Below are 23,068 nucleotides of genomic sequence, written 5' to 3' on the forward strand. Positions count from 1 at the left end.
AATTAAATGAAATAAAGGCATAAATAAGGTGACCAATCAATGTTTAGTAAGCCATGTTCTGTCTCTTAGTACTGCTAACGGTGGTCAACCTCGTACGCCGAGTGTAATCATCTATCTACAAGCAATAAATGCTTGTCTTCTTGCTAAGTTGAATTCCTTGCAAGAAGTGCCCCTACCATTGTTTGGGTTGCTCACTCGCGGGGTTTACCGCGTTCCACCTCGATTGTTTCCAATCGAGCTCGTCTCTGTGGCACTTTAAAGGTATTGTAACCCTATCGTAATGACGTAGGTTACAGCCCTGCCGTTAGCTACCTATAAGGTAACTACCTTGACTTATGGTTTCGTCAAGCACGAACACTACTAGCATCTCAGCTAGTGTGAGCATGGACTTTCCTCTCAAGCTGTACTTGAGCAATTACTTTAACATTGATCTTCCTTATTTATGCCTGAACAAAACATTTTAACACATCATACTAAATAATTCGACTGTAAATATTAACAAAATTATTCTTACTCACTTCGCCCACCACGACCAAATACAGCTTTTTCTAAATTAGATAACCTTTGTAGAACATCAGCATTGACTTGAGAACGGCTTTGGTTTGTTGTTGTTTCAAATTGTGGTGAACCACTTGAAGCGTTTGTAATCCGTTCCATCTCTTCTTTTAAGCGACTGATCTCTTTTTCGAAGTAATCATAATCCTTAATCACAATATCTAAAAACTCGTCGACTTCATCCTGATTGTATCCGCGCATCGATGTTTTGAATTCCTTATCTAAAATGTCTTGATTAGTAAGCTGTGGTTTATACATAAATAAATACCCTCCTACGATTGATCATATTCGAATTGTCCAGATTCTTGCATATCACGGGCTATTTCTTCTAAATCAAACGCATTGATCTGGAACATCTCATAATCTTTTTTTTCTTGATACTGTAATACAAGTTGATGAAAATATTTAGGAGAACCGCCATATTCATCTTCATAGACAATCAAACAACCATCCGTCTTATTAAGCATCCATTTGTCTCGGGTTTGGTATTGTGAAGGCCCTTCATAAGATTTTTGGGTTAATGGTTGTGAGAAGTCAGCCTTTAACAGCATTGTTTGATATTTTTGCTGTTTTTCTTCATTCCATACTTGATCTTGGTTCTGAAATGGCGGAATTACCGCTATTTTTAGGTCGTAGTCATTTTTAAGTTGCTGAACAACATCAAATGCCCACATTTCTACCCCTGGTTGGCCTGAGATCACAATCCATTCTAATCCTTGTTCAACTAGAGGCACTAGTTGGCGTTTAATCGCCTCTTGAATGACAGTGATTTTTTGGTCTTGTTCATTAAATATATTCAGTTCATGTGGTTTATATCCTATAATTGCAATTGAATTCATAATACTAGTATATCAAAAAAAGAGCTAGTGTTAACTAGCTCTTTCAAAAAAACATTAAAGTTATATTAACTTTGACCAGACTCTAAATCCGCTGGTGTAAATGAGAACGGTAACAATTCTTGAACTGTCGTTTCTTTCACTTCTAGATCCTTATTCGTAATATAAACAGGCATTGACGGTTCAAAGAATTCACTCATGACCTGACGACAAGCGCCACAAGGTGGTACTGGACGGTCTGTATTAGCCATAACAGCTAAAGCTTCAAAATCACGCACGCCTTGAGATACAGCTTTAAAAATAGCGACGCGCTCGCCACAACATGTTACTGGATAGGAAGCGTTTTCAATATTACAGCCTTGAAAAACTTCCCCGTCCTTTGTTAACAATGCCGCACCCACTGGGAATTTAGAATACGGCACATACGCTTTTGATAACATTTCTTGCGCTGCATTTACTAGTTGCTCTTTCTCCATCTTGACCTCTCCTCTTTATGCATCTATATCTTTATTTTTAGGAAAACGACTTAAGAATGATCTGTAATACTAACGTCATTTAAAACTAAATCTAAGTTATACATAACCGATTGATAGAGTTCCATAAATCGTTTCTTCCGTACATCATGAAAATAGCTATGCAATATCATAATTTCTAAGTTATCTTTTGTATTTTTGATCTGGTTAGGAAATAACGGGATTTGATGAACGATCGCGTTTGCATCCTCTTCCCATTGTTCAATCTTTTCAAATTGTGTAAGTGATTCATTTTTAACCTGGTAAAACTCATCGTATATTTTACGATTGAATTTATAACCGTTTTCATATCGATCTAAACAATTTTCTAACAACTGATGTCTTAATTCTTTCGTCAAATCGAAAAACGCTTGCATAATATCCACCTTTCTTGTTCTAATGTATCATGAAATATAAGTAAATTCTATTATTCAGTTCCTTTTTTCTGAATTTTATCCTCTATTTGATTTGTTAATTGATCTAATGCTTGTTCTAATTCATCTAGTGACAATAATAGCTCACCTTTATCAACATATGGATTCGTGATTAACTGTTCCATACCTTTTCCCCCTTTCTACTTTATCATGTTATTCATGATTACAAACGGGAAATCCTTGTTGTTTGACGATAATCGAACCTAATAGACAAAACTAGAAGTAAAACATTCTTAATTGACAATATGTGTCTTTTGAGGTTCTGAGATATTCGCCACTTGAGCCAATAGCTGTCTTTTATGGACAAACTGTTTATAGAAAGGTTTAATATTAACTTTCTTTTCTTCTTTCCACCATTTACGTTTAATTTTCGTATTTTTTACCCAATCACTCATGTCATATGTTATAGAATGTTCAATTCGGGTATAACAATCACGTAGTGGTTCACTCACTGTTTCTTCATCGAATAATATAAATTGTTCATAGGCCTTACGACTGCCTATAATTCCAACTTGGTTAGAGAAATCATAAAACAATGGATATAAATAAGGATAGAATAAGATATTCGCTACTTGTTTTCCGAATCGAATGCGATTTGTTACATTTTGAAACGGTGGAACATTAAGTCCATATACTTTTCCTTGCATAGTAGGAATTAAAATCGAATTAAGATGTAAGATTGATTGTATATAGTATGGTAATTGTTTAAATACTTTACGTTGATAAGGGTTGTTTTTTATAATCGGCTGTTGAATTAATTGTTGCTCATTAATAATTTGAGCAGTTAATAGTCTTTCAGTATCTTTAGTTTGGTAAAAGTGATACCACTCTTGTTCCATAAATGAAGAAACACCAAAGTATTTTAGTAAAAAGAATAAGGGTCTCCCTTGTAGTTTTGATTGTTCATAAATTAGAAGCTGAGGATAAGCATCACGAAAGATAAACCAATTAATACTTTCGTAGGTCAAAAATAACGCTTTACGATCTTGGTCCGACAGTAATGTTTTATAAACTGGTAATGTTAAATCCGTCATATTCCAACCAGCATTGCGAGATACAATAGATGCTAAGAATGACCATTTTATTTCGGGATGATTCACATAAAACTGCCAATATGCATAGGTTCGAGCTATATTATCAATGTTAGAGTTAGCTGTCTGTTCCTCGAGGTCATAAACGACTAAAGGTCGCATATCATCATTCCTTTATCAGTATTCAACATATTCACAGTATATCCAATTCTTTTTACTTTAAAATTTGGTATAATAAATGCTGAGGAGGAATTAAGTTTGAAATATCCTAAGGGCAGTCGTCAGTCATCTCAAATTAAACGGAAAAGAAATCATAATCAAAAACGCCAAACTAAAGACGCTTATGCCAACCGAGGGATGACCCTCGAAAAAGATATTAATGAAACGAATAAATATTATTTAGAGTCCGAAAAAGCTGTCATCCATAAAAAACCAACACCAATCCAAGTCGTGGATGTTGATTACCCTAAACGCAGCGCAGCTGTTATTAAAGAGGCTTATTACCGTAAACCATCCACAACAGACTTCAACGGACTCTATAAAGGACGTCATATTGACTTTGAGGCTAAAGAAACTAAAAATAAACAATCATTACCTTTAAGTAATATTCATAACCACCAAGTTGAACACATGAAACGTATTCATGATCATGGCGGAATTTCTTTTTTAATTGTTCGCTTTTCAAATATGAACGAGACGTATTTATTACCTTTATCTCCTTTTTTATCTATTTGGAATGAACAAGGAAATGGTGGTCGAAAATCAATCCCATATCACTACATTGCTGAGCATGGTTTCGTCATCCCATTCCGCCTACAAGCCAAAGTTGATTATTTACAAATAATTGATGACGTTTATATTTACGGAGGAGAATAATTATGAGTGATCAAGTCAAGAGTCGGAAAGCCAATAAACAAAAGAAAAAACAAAATAGAAAAATCAATTGGAAAAAAGTCTTTTTAACATTATTAATCATTGGACTAGTCATGACCTTAGTTGGTGCTGGTGTCGTTTATTCATATATTAGCGATGCACCTGAGCTTAATGAAGAAGAATTACAAGTACCAGCAGGAACATCGATTTTAGACCGTAATGGTGAAGAAATTGCGAACTTAGCAACTGAAAACCGTACCGTTATTGAATATAGCGACCTGTCCCCTGTTGTTGAAGATGCAGTAATAGCAACAGAAGACGCTCGCTTTTATGAGCATAGTGGCATTGACTTGCGACGAATCGGAGGTGCTGTCATTGCAAATATTACTGAAGGATTTGGAGCAGAAGGGGCTAGTACGATTACCCAACAAGTCATTAAAAACTTTTTGCTGTCGAACGAAAAAGTTCTTGAGCGGAAGGTACAAGAACAATATTTAGCGCTCAAATTAGAGCAAGAATATTCTAAAGAACAAATCTTAATGATGTATTTGAATAAAATTTATTATGGTAACGGAATTTATGGCATTCAACAAGCATCAGAATTTTATTATGGCAAAGAGGACTTAAATAATTTAACTCTTTCTGAAGCGGCTTTATTAGCAGGTTTACCTCAAAGACCTAATGGTTATGATCCGTTAGAGAATCCTGAGTATGCAGAGGAACGCCGAAACACAGTACTGGATTTAATGGTTCACCACGATAAAATTACTGAACAAGAAGCGGAAGAAGCGAAACAAGTAAATGTATCAGACATGGTTCAAGAGAATAATGAATCAAGTGAAATAAATTATCCTGCCTTTGTTGAAACAGTTTATGAAGAAGCTGAAAAATTAATTGATCAAGAAGATTTAAATATTCACACAGCAGGATTAACAATTCACACGAGTTTAGATCAAGATGCTCAGCAACAAGTTGAAGAATTGTTAAGTCATGATAGCTCTGCCTTTCCAAACAATGAATTAGAAGCAGGTGTAACTGCTCTTGATACAAAAACAGGTCAAGTGCTTGCCATTGGTGGCGGTCGTAATCGAACACAACCATTCAACCATAATTATGCAACGGATAGTGAGCGTGGCCCTGGTTCAGCGATCAAGCCAATCGTTAGTTACGGTCCTGTTATAGAACAAAACCAGTTTTCTACCTATCATCAATATAATGACAGTAAGTCTGAAACTTACTATTCATGGTCAGACGGCGATGGCGCCTTTCAAAACTATGGTGATGGTGATGGATACTATTACGGTTGGGTGACGATGCGTGAAGCTTTATATCGCTCGTTAAACGTTCCAGCTGTTATGAATGCTCGTGAAGAATTTGATAAAAGTGCTGCTGGAGAGTTTGCTCGTAACTTAGGCATTTCCTCCATTGAAAATGAAGTTACAGAATCAATGCCACTTGGCGGTGTTAACGAAGTACAAACAAATTCTTATGAAATGGCAGGTGCATTTGCAGCATTCGGTAATCAGGGGATGTACAATGAGCCACATACCATCACGAAAATAGAATTTCCTGATGGCCGGACAATGGAACCAGATCGTGAAAGCACACCAGCGATGGAAGATTACACTGCTTATATGATATCTGACATGCTTAAAGACACGATTGAACATCCTAACGGAACAGCCGCAGGAAGACTCAATTTAGGTTCTCTTCCAGTTGCTGGTAAGACAGGTACAACTAATGATACGTCTGATTCTTGGTTTGTTGGGTATTCGACAAACTATACGATTTCTGTTTGGACTGGATATGACGAACAGAATACTATTGATAACACTAATCCACGTTTCACAATTTTTGAAACGTTAATGACTCAATTATCAGAAGGCGAAGATACAGCAGACTTTACAAAACCTAATTCAGTCAAAGAGATTGGGGTTGAAGAAGGATCTCGTCCTGCTAAGTTACCAAGTGAATACACACCAGAAAGCGAGATTATCACTGAACTCTTCGTCGAAGGTAATGAACCATCAGAAACATCTGATGAGTACGAACAAATCGATCCAATTGAGTCATTAGAAGTTGACTTTAACGCTGAAGAAGAAAACATTGAAGCTTCTTGGTCCCACCCATCAAGCGGTGATGTCCAGTTTGATATTAGTATTTCAGCTAACGATCAAGAGGTTGATTCGATTAGTGGCTACGGCGATACAAGTTATACTTTCAATGATATTGAAATGGGTCAAACGTATACCTTTGAAATTACAGCATACGATGAATCAAATTCTGATAATCAAAGTGACCCAGTAACAGGATCAGTCGAAGTACCTGCAGAAGATTCAGATTTCTGGGAAGAGTTCTTGGATGAAGAAGAAGACAACGAAGATGAAGACGAAAGCGATGAGGACAACGAAAATAACGAAGAATCAAATGATCAATCTGATGGTGATAATAACGAGTCTGACAATGCCGATGATTCAGAAGGTAATAACGATGGTGAATCTGGCAGTAACGAAGGTGATGACGGTCAAACTGATGATGATGGCCAAAACAGTAATAACAATGACGACAGTACAGATGACTCAAATAATACGAATGATAATCAAGATACATCAGACTCTGATGACAACAACCAAGACTCCAACTAAATAAAATCATAAAAAAACAGGATGTCTAAATTTAGACATCCTGTTTTTTCATTCTTTTTTGACCTTCTCGGCAAACGGATAACAGCGGACATTCTGGACAATGAGGTGTTTTAGCCTGACAATGATAGCGGCCAAAAAAGATCATGCGATGATGGGTCGCACTCCATTCCTCTTCTGGTATTTTTCGCATGAGTGTCTTCTCTACTTCTAATACAGAATCTTTCCATCTGCATAGACCTAAGCGTTTAGACACGCGCTCGACATGGGTATCGACAGCAATGGCTGGCATACCAAACGCAACAGACATAACAACGTTGGCTGTTTTTCGCCCTACCCCTGCTAAGTTAATAAGCGACTCATAATTGTTTGGGACTTCACCATCATGTTTTTCAATTAAATCCGCGCATAGTTTACGAATATTTTTCGCTTTATTACGATATAAGCCAATTCGCTTGATGTCGTGTTGTAATTCTTCAAGTGAGACATTAATATAGTCTTCTGGTGTTTTATATTTTGCAAATAAATCAGGTGTTACTTTATTGACTAAAGCATCAGTTGCTTGAGCTGATAGGACAACAGCTATGAGTAATTCTAACTCATTCTCATGATCTAACTCACAATCAGCATCTGGATACATGTCTTGCAATGTATCTAATACATATCGAATGTCTTTTTTGGTTAACACCAGTTCTCTCCTCCCCTACTCTTCTAACCAATTATAGTAAACAGAAGTATCTCTTTTTTCTTTCGGTGCCTGACGATTTTGTTGCGGTGATTCCTGTTTAGCATCTTGTGCTGACTTGATGCCTTTTTTCTTCCATTCATTTAAAATGCGATCAATGTAACGGAAGTTTAATTTCCCCATTAAGACAGCTTCTCTTAAAGCTGCTTTAATCAGTGCTGGTTTAAACTGGTCATCATCTAACCAATGACTCACCGTATCAATTTCAATTGGTGATAATGTACGAGCAAATTCTTGCTCAAATAATTGAAACAGTTTCCCCTCTTCCTCTCTTGATGACGGTTCCCCTTGTTCATATAAGTTGGAAAATAAAGGGGATAATGAGTACCATTCTTGTTCTTGGCCGTCTTCATCTTTAACATGTTCAATATTTAAAAGGGATTGATTGCGTAGTTTTTTTAGGACATTAGCTACTTCATTCGCATTAATCGTCATACGTTGGGCAATTTGATCAAATGTGGGCAATAGCGTTCCAGTTTGTTGAATATGAATGATTTGCATAATGACAATCACGTCAGTTTCGTTCAATGATAATGATTTATAATCAACTAGCAACTGGGACGGAATGCTAAGTTGATCAGCTAATAATTTCTGATAAGAAAACGGTACTTCCATTTTATCCACTCCCTTCATAACAAGAATAGAAAAGATGACCCACTGAATGAGTCATCTATTTCCTATGGGTATAAACGATTTAATAAGCGTGGAAATGGTATTGTCTCACGAATATGTTCAATTCCTGTAATCCAAGCAACAGTTCTCTCTAAGCCTAAGCCGAAACCGGAATGAGGAACAGAACCATATTGGCGTAACTGTAAATACCACTGATAAGCAGGTCCTTCTAAATCATGTTCTTTATAACGTTGAGCCATTAATTCATAGTCATCAATACGTTCAGAACCGCCAATAATTTCACCATATCCCTCTGGTGCAATTAAATCAGCACATAAAGCAACATCAGGATTATCAGGATCAGGTTTCATATAAAATGCCTTAATGTGTAATGGGAAGTGTGTAATAAATACAGGTTTATCAAATGATTCGGCAATAGCTGTTTCATGTGGTGCACCGAAATCATCTCCCCAATCGATATCATCAAAGCCTTGGTCTTTTAATAATTGAATCGCATCGGTATATGTTATACGCGGAAATGGAGCCGTGATTTTTTCAAGTTGAGATCTGTCACGTTCTAGTGTGTCTAGTTCAACTTGGCAGTTCTTTAAGACGGATTGAACGACAAATGCGACGTACTCTTCTTGCATTTGTAAGCTTTCTTCGTGGTCCATAAATGCCATTTCTGGCTCAATCATCCAAAATTCAATCAAATGACGACGTGTTTTTGATTTTTCAGCTCGGAATGTCGGACCAAATGAAAAGACTCGTCCTAAAGCCATAGCTGCTGCTTCCATATATAATTGCCCACTTTGTGAGAGATAAGCATCTTCGTCAAAGTATTTAGTGTGGAATAATTCAGTCGTTCCTTCAGCTGATGCCCCTGTTAAGATTGGCGGGTCAATTTTAACGAATCCTTCATTATTGAAGAATTCATAAGTTGAGCGAATGATTTCATTACGGACTTTCATGATCGCATGTTGCTTCTTACTACGTAACCATAAATGGCGATGATCCATTAAGAACTCAGTACCATGTTCCTTCGGTGTGATTGGATAATCAACAGCTTCTTGAATAAGTTCAAGACCAGTAACCTGTAATTCATAACCAAGTGGGCTGCGACTATCTTCTACAACTGTACCCGTCACATAAAGAGATGATTCCTGTGATATTTCTTTTGATAGCTCAAACTCTTCCTCAGATACTGCAGCCTTTGCAACAACACCTTGGATAAATCCTGAGCCATCACGTAGTTGTAAAAATGAGATCTTGCCACTTGAACGTTTATTATGTAGCCACGCTCCAATTGTGACTGTTTCATTTAAATGCTTGTGTACATTTGCTATAGTTGTTTTCACGTTTGTTGCCTCCTAACTATACTTCTCAACAAAACGTTTTAATCGTTTCGTTGCTTCTTCTAAATCGTCTAAAGATGTTGCATATGATAATCGTACATTATCTTCAGCCCCAAAACCTGAACCTGGAACAATCGCTAACTTTTCTTCTTCAAGTAATTGTTTGACCCATTCATCAACAGAATCGAAAGGTGAATCATCTACGATTTGTCGAACATTAGGGAATAAATAGAAAGCTCCATCAGGTTTAACACATGTTAACTTGGGAATGTCCAATAACCAATTATACAATGTCTCTAGACGTTCTTCAAAAGCTTGATTCATTTTGATGACTTCTTTTTCATCGTGAGTATAAGCCGCTATTGCAGCATATTGCGCAATAGAAGTTGGGTTCGAAGTAGCATGGGATGCTAAATTAGACATTGCCTGAATGATTTGTTTATTCCCAGCTGCATAACCTATGCGCCAACCTGTCATGGCATGAGATTTACTGACACCATTGATGACAACCGTATGATCTTTCAATTGATCAGACAATTGAGCCATCGATACATGTTCTTTAGCACCGTATATCAGTTTTTCATAAATTTCATCAGATACAACTAAAAGATTGTGCTTCAAAGCAACTTCACCTAGTGCTTTTAATTCATCTTCTGAATAAAGCACACCAGTCGGATTACTAGGGGAGTTAATAATCACAGCTTTAGTATAGTCTGTGACAGCCTCTTCTAATTGTTCTGGTGTCATTTTAAATTGATTGGATTCTTTAGTTGCTACAAAGACAGGCTGACCCTCTGCCAACTTAATTTGTTCTGGATAACTCACCCAATAAGGACTTGGTACAACCACTTCGTCACCACGATTCAATATCACTTGAAATAAAGCATATAAAGCGTGTTTAGCACCAGTTGTAACAATAACTTGGTCTAAGTCATATGATAAGTTTTGGTCACGTTTGAACTTATCACTGATCACCTGTTTTAGTTCTGGTAAACCACCAGCTGGTGTATAATTCGTCTTTCCTTCGTCCATTGCTTGCTTAGCAGCATCTAATATATATGATGGTGTATTAAAATCAGGTTCACCTGCTCCTAATCCTACGACATCATGACCTTCTGCTTTTAGCGCTTTAGCTTTAGAAGTAATGGCCAAAGTACTAGATGGCGTTAATGATTGAACTCGATCGGCTAATTCCATATGTATCGCTCCTATCTTAGTTTTGACTAAAGGATATTGAATCGTACACGTCTCCTTCTTCAAACGTATAGGTTCTGAAGACCATACTGTCATTTTCCTCATAAATAAGTTCCCAAATATAACGGCCATTCATCATGCCGGGTGTGATGCTTAACAAATCACAATTAGAGCAAGATTGTTGCCATTTATTGCGAATTTCTTCTTTTGACATAACATCATTGGCTGAAGTCCAGGAAACATCATCTGGGTTAAGTGAATCCTTTTGAGGTACAAAGACATACAAAGATTCTTCTTCAGATTGTCCTAACACTACTGTATAGGCTTCATCCCCGTGATAAACGTAATCAGTTTCAACTTGTTCGATTGGCGCAGTCTCTAACGCGATATCTATATAAGTTTGTTGTTGCTCTCCTTGCCCACCTTGAATATCATAATATAAAAAAGATGAAACAACAATAAACACTATTAACACAGTCATCATGATTGACAGGGAGAGCAACACCCATTTTTGTTGGAACCATTCTTTTAATGACACATTCTCAGCTCCTACATACAATTCATCCCATACATGCTTTATATTATAACAAGTTTTCACCTGCATGAGGGAACCATTTACAAAAAATTTATGAATCATTTTGTTTTAACTTTTCTAATTTCACCGAAAAATCTTGATTATCATCTAATACATGGATTGCTATATCATCTGATAAAAAATACGTATCAACCCAAAGCTCTTGAAGGTGTTGATAAATAGATGAATTGGGCTGAATATCATTGTTTTCATTAATAATAGCAACCTCAGGTTCAATTTTATATAACGTCTTTAAATCAATATCCTCTTTTTCCAAGTATGAAGGAAAATAAGAAATGTCTGCATGTGTAATGTCGTAATCGTCTGCTGATTCATACCAATACATAGAAATAGCACCATTTGAAATATACACATTCCCTTGGTTATGATCCAACGTTCGATATTGTATATATAAACGTCGACTTAAAGTGAAAGTTGATTCTTGTTGCAATGTAATGTCGTTTACATTTTCAATTTCATCTAAACATTTATCATCAAAAGTCGGAACCATATAAACATATTGCACCTCATATTTGTCAATTAACTGAGTTAAATTATCACAACTGTTCGCTTCTGCAGAGGTCATCACAACACTCTTGATCGTATCATGATTTGTTAGCTCAATTGATTTATTCAATTCTTCAAATTCCTGAGGATTTCCTGTATTAATTAAAGCCATTGTTTCGTCTGTTTGTAACAACACAGTATCACCAGCTTCAGTGGAAGTAAACACCCACTCACTTTTTTCACTGTCAGAGATACTCGTTGGTAGCATAAGCAACAAAGCCATAAATATCGAAGTCATTTTCATTGATACTCAACACCTAACCGTTATGTAATCTAACGCTTAGGTTGTTACAAAGTGTTAGCGTTTATGTTAGCCATATTTTTGCATCATTAATCACTTGTTCAGGCGTTGCATGAATCGACTCGACATGTGGTAATCCATTTAAAAATGTATGGCCATACCGTTTTGTATAAATTCGTTGATCAAGCACTAAAAAAACACCTCGATCTTGTTCACTTCTAATCATACGCCCAAAAGCTTGGCGAAAACGTTGTACGGCAATAGGCAATGCTAATTGATAAAATGTGTTTGTATTTTGATCGGAAAGGGATTTTCGTTTAGCTTGCATCATAGGACTAGACGGTGTTTCAAACGGAAGTCTCACCATACAAACTGTCTTACAAGATTGATCATTAACATCAAATCCTTCCCAAAACGAATGAGTACCAAGTAATATGATAAGATCTGTTGTTTCAAACATTTTCTTTAACTTTTCTCTACTACCAGTTGTGACACCTTGTCCAATTACTGTGACATGTTCTAATGTATTAGATCGTTTGAGTTGCTTATAAACTAATCGCAACATATCAAATGACGTAAATAGGATCAGCATTTTTTGCTGAATAGTATCCATGTATTGAATGATAAAATCAGAAACGCCAGATGTATAAGTTGTTAAATCTGTTTTAGTAACATCTGGTAAATGATTAGGCGTTAGCACTCTTACTTGTGCTTGATAATCAAAGGGTGCACTAAATTCAACACATGCTGTTTGCTCAGGCAAACCAGTTTGTACTAAAAAAGGTTTAAAGTCATGATTGATTTGTAACGTCGAACTTGTTAATACAACAGGTTGTTTATTGAATAACAACGATTGAAGTGTTTCACTAACTGAAACTGGTTCAATGTGAAGAGTTGCAGCATTCTTAGCTCCATATTGATTGGTTTCAACCCATTTTATATGGCTTTCAGCTCTTTCAAAAAATTGTTTAAGTGTCTGTTTGAACCGTGTGATTTGTTGGATTGCTTCGTGTATTAGCAGTTGATGCCAATCCTTCTGTAGGGCATGTTGATTTGTAAAATCAATAATTTGGCCGAGAATTGTTGATAAATGATGAAACTGTTCTTTAATATCACCTTCAGTTAATAGCATCTCATTTGATTCATCTAAGATTAGCTGAGCTTTTCCAGTATCCGTTAACATGTCGTCTTCGTGCAAGAAATCAACAGCAAGATAGATTGCTCTAAAGAATGTGTCTGCACTCTGTCTAGCTTGTTCGATTAAATCGAAGGGCAAGATTGGTTGTAAATCTTGCAATAAGTGAACAATATGAACATAATTTAATTGTCTTGCTAATTGGTGACGTGTTGTATTCTCTAATTGATGAGCTTCATCGATTATGATTGAATCATGTTTAGGAAGCTGTTGACTTTGAATCGCATCACGAATTAGAAAAGCATGATTAACTATAATTAATTCAGCCTGTTCACAATTTCTCAAGGCATCATGGAAATAAGAACCTTCTTTTGATGTATGAGGATTCTCACAATTAATATAATGCCATATTTGTTGTCCGTTAGTAGGAAGATTTAATTCATCAACATCGCCTGTTTGAGTTTCAGTTAGCCATACAACCAACATCGACGCAGTTAAAACCGCATCATAATTAGAATAATCTTCAAAATGATCTAGATAGGTTTGAAAACGTTTATTATGAATATAATGTTTAGGACTTTTTAGCAAAACCGTTTTTAATGGTAATTCAAGCTGTTGAGTCATTAAGTTAGCTTCATGGACAACTTGTTGTTGTAATTGGATGGTGCTTGTTGAAATCAGCGTTTTGTACCCATTAAGACCATTGTAAATAATTGGTAATAAATAGGACCGAGTTTTTCCTAATCCTGAACCCGCTTCAGCAACCAAATGAGACGCTTCATGAACATGTGAATAGATGGTCTTAGCCATCTCTCTCTGTTGGTTTCTTAACTCATAAGGTAAGGTTCTTTCTTTAGCTTCTAACCAGTCATTAAAATTTGAGTTTATTATCCTTTTTTCCTGTTTTTGATCATACAAATGATAGTCATTAAAAGAATCGTTTGTGTAATTATAGCGTCGTTCTTCCAATAAGTTATCAAACCAAGATTCTAGTCGACTATGCAATGATGGAATAAAAGGCTTTAGTTGCTGTAAAGTGTAATAAGGTAATGTTTCTAATTTTTCTCGTATATTTAGCCATAATTGCCCAGTTACATAGGCATCTGATAAAGCTCGGTGAGGTGAATAATGTTCAATCCCCAAATAATCAACTATTTCCGATAATTTGTAACTTGGAGCTTTCGGAAAACATATCCTTGCCAATTCAACAGTATCAATAGTATGGCAAGTTAAAGGTTCCATCCCAACTTGTTCAAATGATTCATTAAGAAAGGCGAAATCGAAAGGAACATGGTGCGCAACAAAATAACCATTTTGTAACATTTTATGCAGTTTTGGAGCTATATTTTCAAAAGTGGGCGCATCAACTAGATCCTCGTTAGAAATACCAGTTAGATGTGAAATGAAGGATGGTACATTGTCATTTGGCTTTACTTTTGACTTAAATTCATCAACAATTTCTTTCCCTTCAAAAATCACAATTCCTATTTCGATAATCTCTGCGCCTTTACTCACAGCATGCCCTGTTGTTTCTAAGTCAACAACGATATAACGTTCTACCACATTCGCTCACCTTTCTTTATCGCTTCAGTTCAATTAAGACCAAAAAGAACCCCCTTTTGTTTAATAAGGGAGTTACATTAGAGACATCGGCGATTCCTTCGTCACGATTTCTTGAACAGCATTATTTTCATCCATAAATGCTATTTTAGGATGATGATGGGATAACTCATTTTCTGATAGAGTCACATAAGACATAATAATCACGATATCACCTTGTTGAACACGTCTAGCAGCCGCCCCATTCAAACAAATGACACCACTATTAGCTTCTCCTGCAATCACATATGTTTCAAAACGTTCACCATTATTATTGTTAACGATATGTACTTGTTCGTGTGGTAGAATATTGACTTCTTCTAAGATTTTCTTATCAATTGTAATACTTCCCACATAATTTAAATTCGCCTCTGTAACTGTTGCACAATGTATCTTACTATTTAGCATTCTCCGTTGCATTCATTTCGCCTCCATATTTAAACTTTCCATCAGGCCTCAAAATAACATTATCGATCAATCTTGCATCTTGATACTGAACTGCAACCGCTATAATTATATCATGTTCTGCTTGAATGTCACTTGATAGTCCAGGATAAGACAAACAGTCAATATAATCAATCGTTCCTTGGATATCTTGAAGATAATCATTTATCAGATGCAGTATATCGTCCCGCTTCCAATCCTGATGATTCACGATTAAAGATTGTCCAGCTTGTAAGGCTTGATAAATGATTGGCGCCTCTAACCGTTCATCCTCAGTTAATCGGACGTTTCGACTACTTAAAGCTAGTCCATCAGATTCTCTAGTCGTTGGAACTGGAACTAGTTCTGTAGAGAAGTTAAAATCTTCAATCAATCCGTCAACAACTGCAACTTGCTGAGCATCCTTTAGTCCAAAATAGACACGATGAGGTGAAATAATATTAAATAATTTAGTTAGGACGACCAATACCCCCTCAAAATGGCCAGGTCTTGTCGCACCACAGAGTACATCGCCACGTTTTGCTAAACTAAGTTCGGTTGATAATTCTTTAGGATACATTTCCTCAACATTAGGATAAAATATATAATCGACTGCTTCAGCTTTTAGTAATCTTTCATCACGATCAAAATCTCTTGGATAATGGTTTAAATCTGTTGATTGGTTAAACTGTAATGGATTGACAAAAACACTAGCAACGACAATATCATTTTGTTTTCTAGCCTCTTTAACCAAAGCTAAATGCCCATCATGCAAATACCCCATTGTTGGTACAAAACCAATAGTCTGATTCTGATGATGATAATCATTTGCTACTTCTCGCATAGCTTGGATCGTCTTAATTGTTTTCATTTGCCTCCATACACCCCTTTTAAAACCTCATCTTTTATTTGGAAGGTGTGTTCTTCGGCTGGAAAGGTCTTGTTTTTAACATCTCGAACATAGCGACTAACAGCTTCAGATGCATCTTGATTAAAATTGGCATAGGACTGAACGAATTTGGGTAATCTTGATACCCCATATTGTAGTAAGTCATGATAGACGAGAACTTGACCGTCACATTCAACACCTGCACCAATTCCTATAGTTGGTATAGACAATTCCTCTGTTAGTTTAGCAGCTAGTCTAGCTGGTACACATTCTAAGACTACAGCAATAGCCCCTGCTTCTTCTAATGCTTTAGCATCTTCAACAAGTTGTTTGGCTTCTGCCTCAGTACGTCCTTGCACTCGGTAACCACCTAAGACGTTGACGTTTTGGGGTGTTAGACCAACATGGCCAACAACTGGAATTCCAGCTTTTGTGATTCGTTCAACTGTTGGTGCCACGTCCACACCACCTTCAATTTTTAACGCATCAGGTTCAATTGCTTGAAATAATTCTTTAGCGTTCATGATTGCATCCCGTTCTGAGACATTAAAAGACATAAAAGGCATATCTACCACTGTATATGTACCAGGAGCCCCTCTTTTTACAGCTTTCCCATGATGAATCATATCCTCAATGGTTACTTTAATCGTAGAAGAGTAGCCTAATACAACCATTCCTAATGAATCACCGACTAAAATAATATCTGTATTAGCTGATTCACACATTTGAGCTGAAGGAAAATCATACGCTGTCACCATTGCAATTGGCTCTTGATTATTCATTTTATCCATTAACATGCGTTTGATCGTCATCGAATCGCCTCCTAATAAGGTTTATGAGCGCCACAGGATTTCTGCTGAATATAATATATGCTGCTCACCTAATACGTCCTCAACAATTAAAGCTCCATCATCATTTAAGCTAATTAACTTCCCAGACCATTCAGTGTTGGTTCGAATGGTTAACCATTCACCAATTTTGTACCCTAATTGTTCCCAGTCTTCCTTAATGGACTGAAAACCATTGTTTAGGAAGTGATCATATTCTGTTTCAAAATTCGAAGCCATATCTCTAAAGAGAGCATTCAAGTCAACAGTTTTATTTAAAAATTGCTTAAGTGAAGTCGCTGTATGTTGAACTGATGGATGAAAGTCGTCGGTTGTATGATTAACATTAATCCCCGTTCCTAAGACGATATAGTCAATTTCATCTTGTTCAGCTTGCATTTCTGTTAAGATTCCGGCTAGCTTTTGATCACCAATATATAAATCATTCGGCCATTTAATTTTAACTGGAATTGACCATTTCTTAAGCGCTTTAGCATAAGCTACAGCTGCTACTAATGTTAATTGAGTCGCAGCTTTAGGTGTCAATTCTGTAGGGCGCAAGACAACACTAAACCATAGACCTAAACCTGCAGGTGAATCCCAATATCGTTTCAAACGCCCTTTACCAGCTGTTTGTTCGCCAGCAATTACTACTGTGCCATGGTCACATCCTTCTCGAGCTAGATCATGAGCATGATATTGTGTTGACGTTACGGATGGTAAATAATTAATCTCTTTGCCATACCAAGTCGTATCTAGCCCCCATCTTAACGAAGCTTCAGACATTTCATGGGGTACACTGACAATTCTATACCCTCGATTTGTAATAGCTTCAATTTGATAGCCCGCTTTCTTCAGCTCATTCATATGCTTCCAAATAGCTGAGCGTGATATGTTAAGCTGTTTAGACAGCTCTTGACCTGATATATAATCACCTGTTTGATTATAGAGTAGTTCAATTAGTCGTTTTCTTGTGTCTTCCATTGTTTCACCTGTCTCTCAATTGCCTCGTATTGATTTAATAGTTCTCCACTCAAAATCATTCGTTCAATTAATTGTAAATATTCACCAATCCACGGACCTTTTTGTTTATCTGGTCGTAAATTCAATAATTGATTACCCTCGATTGCCATATCTTTTCTTGAATGAATAGGCAATTGATTGTACATAGACTCTAGCCCCTTTAATGACCATTCATAGAATTCGAATTGTTGTAGTAGTTCTAAAAATTGCGAGAAACGATTCCGTCCTAATTGATATAATAACTGATTTGTTATTCCGTTTATTTGATAGATCTTAAATGCTTTAACCAACTCATTTGCTTCGCGCTTCTGCTGATTGGAACAACGATAAGCTTTGACCCAATCTGATAACGTCCAAGAATCTGATAGTAGAGATAATAAAGCTAAAACAACTTCCGGGTGTTTAATAGAAGATTTGACATGATCACTTAATCGCTGAATAACGTTATGCTCGTCCTTTAATAATGGTAATGATTCATACATTTTCGTTTCGAGCAACATATCTAAACCTTGCTTCACATTTTTACCAGCAAATAGTTTAAACCATTCAACTTGAATGCGTTCAACTGCAATATTTTGAAGTAAATGGTGATACGTTTTAATAGCTTGTTTTACAGTTTCAGTCACCGTGAAGTCTAGTTGACTACAAAAACGAACCGCCCGCATCATCCGAAGTGCATCTTCACTAAAGCGCTCCTCTGCAAGCCCCACTGTACTTATCAATTGATTATGTAAGTCTGCTTGTCCATTGAAAGGATCAATGAGTTGTTCAGATGGATGCATAGCGATCGCATTAATTGTAAAATCTCGACGTGCTAAATCTTCCGTTAAACTTCGAACAAATGTCACAGATTCAGGTCTACGAAAATCAGAATAATCACTTTCAACCCGATAAGTTGTCACTTCATATCCTTCATTTCCATGCAATACTAAAACTGTTCCATGTTCAATCCCTACAGGCACTGTTTTTTCGAATATGGACAGGGTTTCAGTTGGTGTCGCATTCGTGGCAATATCAATATCGCCAATCGGTTCACCTAATAAATAGTCGCGTACAGCCCCACCAACAAAATAAGCCTCATAGCCGTACTTTTCAAATGTATCAATAATGGGCTTTGCCTTCATAAACGCCTGATTAATCATATCATGTCATTCCTTATTCAAAACGTGATCATAAAGTTCTTCATACTGCTTAACAATATGTTTCGTTTGAAAATGGTTTTCTACTGTTTGTTGAGCGTGTAAAGATTGCGCTTCCCATAAGGCGTCATTTTGTAGAAGCGCTATTGCATTAGTCGCAACACATTCTAAGTCACCTAATGGACAGAGAAAACCATTCTTGCCATCTTCTATGACTTCAGGAATTCCACCAACATTCGTTCCGATACAGGGGACACCTTGACTCATAGCTTCAAGCAGCACTAGTCCAAAGCTTTCTTTTTCGGATAACAGTATCTTCAAATCACTAACCTTAATTAAATCTTGGATGTTATCTTGTCGACCAAGAAAAATAACATCTTGATCTAAGTTGTAATCAACGACCTTTTGACGTACTCGACTATATTCAGGGCCATCTCCAACTAATAATAGCTTAGATGGCACTTGTTCTTTTATATAATAATAGGCTTCAATGACTTGCTCTACTCGTTTGACTTTTCGAAAGTTAGAAATATGAATGATGACTTTTTCATGTTCTGGAATATTTAATTCTTCTTTAAGATTGTCGCTCGTTTGAGACAAACGATCTCCTAGGTCTATAAAATTATGAATAACTTGTATATTGGCCTTCGTTTGAAAAGCTTCTTCTGTTTGCTGTTTCAAACTATTGGAAACAGCTGTTACTGCATCAGATTGTTCAATCGCAAAACGAATCATATTCTGTAGGCTATCATCAATTCCTAATACCGTAATATCAGTTCCATGTAATGTCGTCACAATCTTCACGTCACGGCTCATCATCTGTTTAGCAAATAATGCACAAATCGCATGAGGTACAGCATAATGAGCATGAATGATATCTAATTCTTCACGATCAGCCACTTCGGCTATTTTGTTAGCTAATGATAAATCATAAGGTGGATGCTTAAACACTGGATAATTAGCTACTTCTACTTCATGAAAATAAATATTAGGATATAACCGTTTTAAGCGAAATGGCATCGTCGTCGATATAAAATGAACTTCATAACCTTGTTCAGCCAAATAAATTCCTAATTCTGTTGCGACAACACCAGAACCACCAATCGTTGGATAACAAACAATACCAATACGCCTAGTCATGGTATTCCCCTACCGAATCTCGAAGCGTACGCCAGTCTAACCAACCATTTGATAAACCTCTAACTATAATTTCTGCTGTTGCCGCATTTGTAGCGACTGGTATTTGGTATACATCACACAAACGTAACAAAGCTGTTACATCGGGTTCATGTGGTTGAGCCGTTAAAGGGTCACGGAAAAAGATAATTAAATCTAAATCATTGGTTGCAATCTTTGCACCGATTTGCTGATCGCCTCCTAATGGACCTGACTGCAATCGATAAACATCCAACCCGACTTCATCAATGATTCTTTGTCCAGTTGTCCCTGTAGCAAACAACGAGTGCTCTTTAAAAATAGGTTCATATGCCGTAACAAAGTTTAATAAGTTTTGTTTTTTCTTATCATGCGCAATTAGTGCGATGTTCAATCTTTCTCCCCCACTATTCCATTAAATTTTCTAAGCCATAAATATACTCATCATGCTCGATTACTTGTTCAACTGCAAAATGGACCCCACTCATAAATGAATAACGATCAGTAGATGAATGCGTTACTTTAAGTGTTTGTCCAGCTTGACCAAATGTAACTTCTTGTTCAGCCACATATCCTGGTAAGCGAACACTGTGAATCTTAAAGCCATCATAATCGGCTCCACGAGCACCTGACATCGTTTCTTTTTCCTCTGGGTGACCTTGTTTTTGTGACTCTCGTGCTTCTTCAATCATTTGAGCCGTTTTAACAGCAGTACCAGATGGTGCATCTAATTTTTGATCATGGTGCTTTTCAATGATCTCGACATTTGGAAAATATTTTGCAGCCATTTGTGAAAATCGCATCATTAATACAGCGCCCATTGCGAAATTAGGTGCAATCACAACACCTGTTTGGTAATCTTCGCTTAACCGTTTAATTTCATTTAGTTGCTCAGTGGTAAAACCTGATGTACCTACCACAGGACGTACACGGTGTAATAAGGCTAAGCGTGTATGTTCATATCCTACTTCAGGATTGGTTAAGTCAATTAACACATCAGCATTCACCTCATCAAACGCTTGATTAGCATCTGTATAAATCGGGGCATCCAAATTAGGCAATCCATCAATATCATTAATATTCATCCCGTCATGCTTTCGGTCAAGACAAGCAACTAACTGAAAATGATCTGTTCTTTCTACTAATTTCAGTGCTTCACTTCCCATTTTTCCGCGTGGTCCAGCTAACATAAGATTGATCGTATTAGTCATGATTTATTCTCCTTTTTTGTCCAACGATTTTGGTCACGTGTTTCTATTTTTGACATACTTTGTTCAAATGCGTCATTTATATCAATGTCTAGTGAATTAGCAAACGTCATGATAACAAAAAGAAGGTCTCCTAACTCTTCCTCTAATGCTTTATCTGCCTCAGATGACTTCTTAGGTTTTTCTCCGTAAACATGATTAACTTCTCGTGATAATTCACCGAGCTCCTCTGTCAGTCTTGCCATCATAGTAAGTGGTGAAAAATAACCTTCTTCAAATTGGCTAATAAACTTATGTACTCTATCTTGCATCTCTTGTGTTGTATTAGAATGACTCATTTTTAGCACACACCTTCTTTATAATCTAACATAATGTTAGCTAACAATTCATGTTTTGACAAATGATTTATACCAATTTTCAGACTGAGTACCGTTTATAGAATTGTTTATTTGTAGAAAATTAACTATAATGAATGCGTGTCAAATTATATAGGCATAGAGGGGGTCATAACTGTGCAAGGAGTTAAGTTGAAAAATATACTGTTTATCCTAATTGGTTCGGCGATATTTTCCTTTGGGATCGTTAATTTTAATATGCAAAACAATTTAACTGAAGGTGGGTTCACTGGGATTACATTATTATTATATTTTTTATTCTCATGGGACCCAGGAGTCATGAATATTGTATTAAATATCCCAGTCTTTTTAATTGGATTAAAATTATTAGGTCGTCAAACATTTATATATACGGTAATTGGAACTTTCGCTGTATCTATATATTTATGGATATTTCAAGCTTACCCTGCCTTTGCATTACAAGAAGATATGACTTTGGCTGCGTTATTTGCGGGTACCTTTATCGGGGTCGGTTTAGGCATCATCTTTCGTTTCGGTGGAACCACTGGTGGAGTCGATATTATCGCTCGATTGGTTAATCGATACATAGGTTGGAGTATGGGGCGAACGATGTTTTTATTTGATGCGATTGTCATTATCTCTTCTGTTATTTTTTATTTAGACGAAGTTGAGGGTATGTACACATTAGTGGCAGTCTTCGTAGGAGCCAGAATCATCGACTTTATTCAAGAAGGGGCCTATGCTGCACGAGGTGCTACTATTATTACTAATCATAGTGATCAACTCGCACAAAATATCACGACTAAAATGGACCGCGGTGTAACCTTACTACATGCAACAGGTTACTATTCTAATGAGCAGAGGCTTGTATTATATTGTGTTGTAGGAAGAAATGAAATCGTTAAATTAAAATCCATTGTACAAGAAGTTGACCCCCATGCCTTCGTATCCATTTCCTCAGTACATGATGTGCATGGCGAAGGCTTTACATTAGATGAAAATAAAAAACCAATTGATTAAAAAAATCCTCCGAACGTTAGAGTTTCATTAATGAACTGACCCAGGGAAATGAGACAAGAAAAAACACCTATGCTGCCGCAGTCCTATATTCAACAGGGCTGTGGCAATTTAATTTGGAAAATG

General features: G+C 36.5%; 25 protein-coding genes and 1 other RNA gene. 3 read left to right on the forward strand and 23 right to left on the reverse strand.

The genetic code is table 11. From position 1 onward, the window contains the following. Window positions 1–42: 42 nt before the first annotated feature. The 7 genes from rnpB to J2S77_RS13330 form a co-directional block, all read right to left on the reverse strand. Window positions 43–427, reverse strand: an RNA gene (rnpB, locus tag J2S77_RS13300) — RNase P RNA component class B. Between the two features lie 83 nt (window positions 428–510). Then, on the reverse strand, window positions 511–813 hold the full coding sequence (gene gpsB, locus J2S77_RS13305; protein WP_306978112.1) for a cell division regulator GpsB: 303 nt from the start codon (window positions 811–813) through the stop codon (window positions 511–513). Window positions 814–827: 14 nt separating this feature from the next. Next, window positions 828–1,394, reverse strand: coding sequence for an SLOG family protein (locus tag J2S77_RS13310; protein WP_306978114.1), 567 nt, complete (start codon window positions 1,392–1,394; stop codon window positions 828–830). Between the two features lie 65 nt (window positions 1,395–1,459). Then, window positions 1,460–1,867 (reverse strand): cytidine deaminase, encoded by a 408-nt coding sequence (locus tag J2S77_RS13315; protein WP_306978117.1) that lies wholly within the window; start codon window positions 1,865–1,867, stop codon window positions 1,460–1,462. A gap of 50 nt (window positions 1,868–1,917) precedes the next feature. Then, the gene (locus J2S77_RS13320) at window positions 1,918–2,280 is read right to left on the reverse strand and encodes a DUF1798 family protein (RefSeq protein WP_306978119.1); all 363 of its coding nucleotides are present in this window, start codon (window positions 2,278–2,280) and stop codon (window positions 1,918–1,920) included. Window positions 2,281–2,330: 50 nt separating this feature from the next. Continuing rightward, on the reverse strand, window positions 2,331–2,462 hold the full coding sequence (locus tag J2S77_RS13325) for a hypothetical protein (RefSeq protein WP_306978121.1): 132 nt from the start codon (window positions 2,460–2,462) through the stop codon (window positions 2,331–2,333). Between the two features lie 108 nt (window positions 2,463–2,570). Then, the gene (locus J2S77_RS13330; RefSeq protein WP_306978122.1) at window positions 2,571–3,530 is read right to left on the reverse strand and encodes a DUF2515 family protein; all 960 of its coding nucleotides are present in this window, start codon (window positions 3,528–3,530) and stop codon (window positions 2,571–2,573) included. A gap of 96 nt (window positions 3,531–3,626) precedes the next feature. Between J2S77_RS13330 and recU the strand changes: the two genes are divergently transcribed. After that, window positions 3,627–4,244: a Holliday junction resolvase RecU gene (recU, locus tag J2S77_RS13335; protein ID WP_306978124.1), complete on the forward strand. Its 618-nt coding sequence runs from the start codon at window positions 3,627–3,629 to the stop codon at window positions 4,242–4,244. Window positions 4,245–4,246: 2 nt separating this feature from the next. Further along, entirely contained in the window at window positions 4,247–6,886 is a 2,640-nt protein-coding gene (locus J2S77_RS13340; RefSeq protein WP_306978126.1) for a transglycosylase domain-containing protein, read from the forward strand. A gap of 31 nt (window positions 6,887–6,917) precedes the next feature. Here the strand turns inward: J2S77_RS13340 and nth are convergent, their stop codons facing one another. The 16 genes from nth to J2S77_RS13420 form a co-directional block, all read right to left on the reverse strand. Beyond that, window positions 6,918–7,571, reverse strand: a complete 654-nt coding sequence (nth, locus tag J2S77_RS13345) for an endonuclease III (protein WP_306978128.1) — start codon at window positions 7,569–7,571, stop codon at window positions 6,918–6,920. A gap of 15 nt (window positions 7,572–7,586) precedes the next feature. Beyond that, the gene (locus J2S77_RS13350; protein ID WP_306978130.1) at window positions 7,587–8,243 is read right to left on the reverse strand and encodes a DnaD domain-containing protein; all 657 of its coding nucleotides are present in this window, start codon (window positions 8,241–8,243) and stop codon (window positions 7,587–7,589) included. A 62-nt stretch (window positions 8,244–8,305) separates the two neighbouring features. Beyond that, window positions 8,306–9,598 (reverse strand): asparagine--tRNA ligase, encoded by a 1,293-nt coding sequence (asnS, locus tag J2S77_RS13355; RefSeq protein ID WP_306978132.1) that lies wholly within the window; start codon window positions 9,596–9,598, stop codon window positions 8,306–8,308. A 12-nt stretch (window positions 9,599–9,610) separates the two neighbouring features. Next, the gene (locus J2S77_RS13360) at window positions 9,611–10,792 is read right to left on the reverse strand and encodes a pyridoxal phosphate-dependent aminotransferase (RefSeq protein WP_306978134.1); all 1,182 of its coding nucleotides are present in this window, start codon (window positions 10,790–10,792) and stop codon (window positions 9,611–9,613) included. 16 nt (window positions 10,793–10,808) lie between these two features. After that, on the reverse strand, window positions 10,809–11,327 hold the full coding sequence (locus tag J2S77_RS13365; RefSeq protein ID WP_306978136.1) for a cell wall elongation regulator TseB-like domain-containing protein: 519 nt from the start codon (window positions 11,325–11,327) through the stop codon (window positions 10,809–10,811). A gap of 88 nt (window positions 11,328–11,415) precedes the next feature. Continuing rightward, window positions 11,416–12,174 (reverse strand): hypothetical protein, encoded by a 759-nt coding sequence (locus J2S77_RS13370; protein WP_306978138.1) that lies wholly within the window; start codon window positions 12,172–12,174, stop codon window positions 11,416–11,418. 61 nt (window positions 12,175–12,235) lie between these two features. Then, complete coding sequence (locus J2S77_RS13375) at window positions 12,236–14,869, reverse strand: helicase C-terminal domain-containing protein (RefSeq protein ID WP_306978140.1); 2,634 nt, start codon at window positions 14,867–14,869, stop codon at window positions 12,236–12,238. A 72-nt stretch (window positions 14,870–14,941) separates the two neighbouring features. After that, on the reverse strand, window positions 14,942–15,325 hold the full coding sequence (gene panD, locus J2S77_RS13380; protein WP_306978141.1) for an aspartate 1-decarboxylase: 384 nt from the start codon (window positions 15,323–15,325) through the stop codon (window positions 14,942–14,944). Further along, complete coding sequence (gene panC / locus J2S77_RS13385; RefSeq protein ID WP_306978143.1) at window positions 15,303–16,199, reverse strand: pantoate--beta-alanine ligase; 897 nt, start codon at window positions 16,197–16,199, stop codon at window positions 15,303–15,305. Before panC ends, panD begins: the two co-directional genes overlap by 23 nt. Next, entirely contained in the window at window positions 16,196–17,029 is an 834-nt protein-coding gene (panB, locus tag J2S77_RS13390) for a 3-methyl-2-oxobutanoate hydroxymethyltransferase (protein WP_306978144.1), read from the reverse strand. Before panB ends, panC begins: the two co-directional genes overlap by 4 nt. 21 nt (window positions 17,030–17,050) lie before the next feature. Next, window positions 17,051–18,028: a biotin--[acetyl-CoA-carboxylase] ligase gene (locus J2S77_RS13395; RefSeq protein ID WP_306978146.1), complete on the reverse strand. Its 978-nt coding sequence runs from the start codon at window positions 18,026–18,028 to the stop codon at window positions 17,051–17,053. Continuing rightward, entirely contained in the window at window positions 18,004–19,209 is a 1,206-nt protein-coding gene (locus J2S77_RS13400) for a CCA tRNA nucleotidyltransferase (protein ID WP_306978147.1), read from the reverse strand. The genes J2S77_RS13395 and J2S77_RS13400 overlap by 25 nt, the downstream gene beginning before the upstream one ends. 6 nt (window positions 19,210–19,215) lie before the next feature. Then, the gene (bshA, locus tag J2S77_RS13405; RefSeq protein ID WP_306978150.1) at window positions 19,216–20,346 is read right to left on the reverse strand and encodes an N-acetyl-alpha-D-glucosaminyl L-malate synthase BshA; all 1,131 of its coding nucleotides are present in this window, start codon (window positions 20,344–20,346) and stop codon (window positions 19,216–19,218) included. Beyond that, window positions 20,339–20,755: a methylglyoxal synthase gene (gene mgsA, locus J2S77_RS13410; RefSeq protein WP_306978152.1), complete on the reverse strand. Its 417-nt coding sequence runs from the start codon at window positions 20,753–20,755 to the stop codon at window positions 20,339–20,341. The genes bshA and mgsA overlap by 8 nt, the downstream gene beginning before the upstream one ends. Window positions 20,756–20,768: 13 nt before the next feature. Further along, a complete protein-coding gene (gene dapB, locus J2S77_RS13415; RefSeq protein ID WP_306978154.1) occupies window positions 20,769–21,572 on the reverse strand; it encodes a 4-hydroxy-tetrahydrodipicolinate reductase in 804 nt (267 codons plus the stop codon). Continuing rightward, window positions 21,569–21,907: a nucleotide pyrophosphohydrolase gene (locus J2S77_RS13420; protein WP_306978157.1), complete on the reverse strand. Its 339-nt coding sequence runs from the start codon at window positions 21,905–21,907 to the stop codon at window positions 21,569–21,571. Before J2S77_RS13420 ends, dapB begins: the two co-directional genes overlap by 4 nt. Before the next feature lie 174 nt (window positions 21,908–22,081). Here J2S77_RS13420 and J2S77_RS13425 point away from each other — a divergent pair, with 174 nt between their 5' ends. Then, window positions 22,082–22,945, forward strand: a complete 864-nt coding sequence (locus J2S77_RS13425; protein WP_306978159.1) for a YitT family protein — start codon at window positions 22,082–22,084, stop codon at window positions 22,943–22,945. Window positions 22,946–23,068: the final 123 nt, after the last annotated feature.

The organism is Alkalibacillus salilacus, assembly GCF_030812915.1.
GTDB lineage: Bacteria > Bacillota > Bacilli > Bacillales > Alkalibacillaceae > Alkalibacillus > Alkalibacillus salilacus.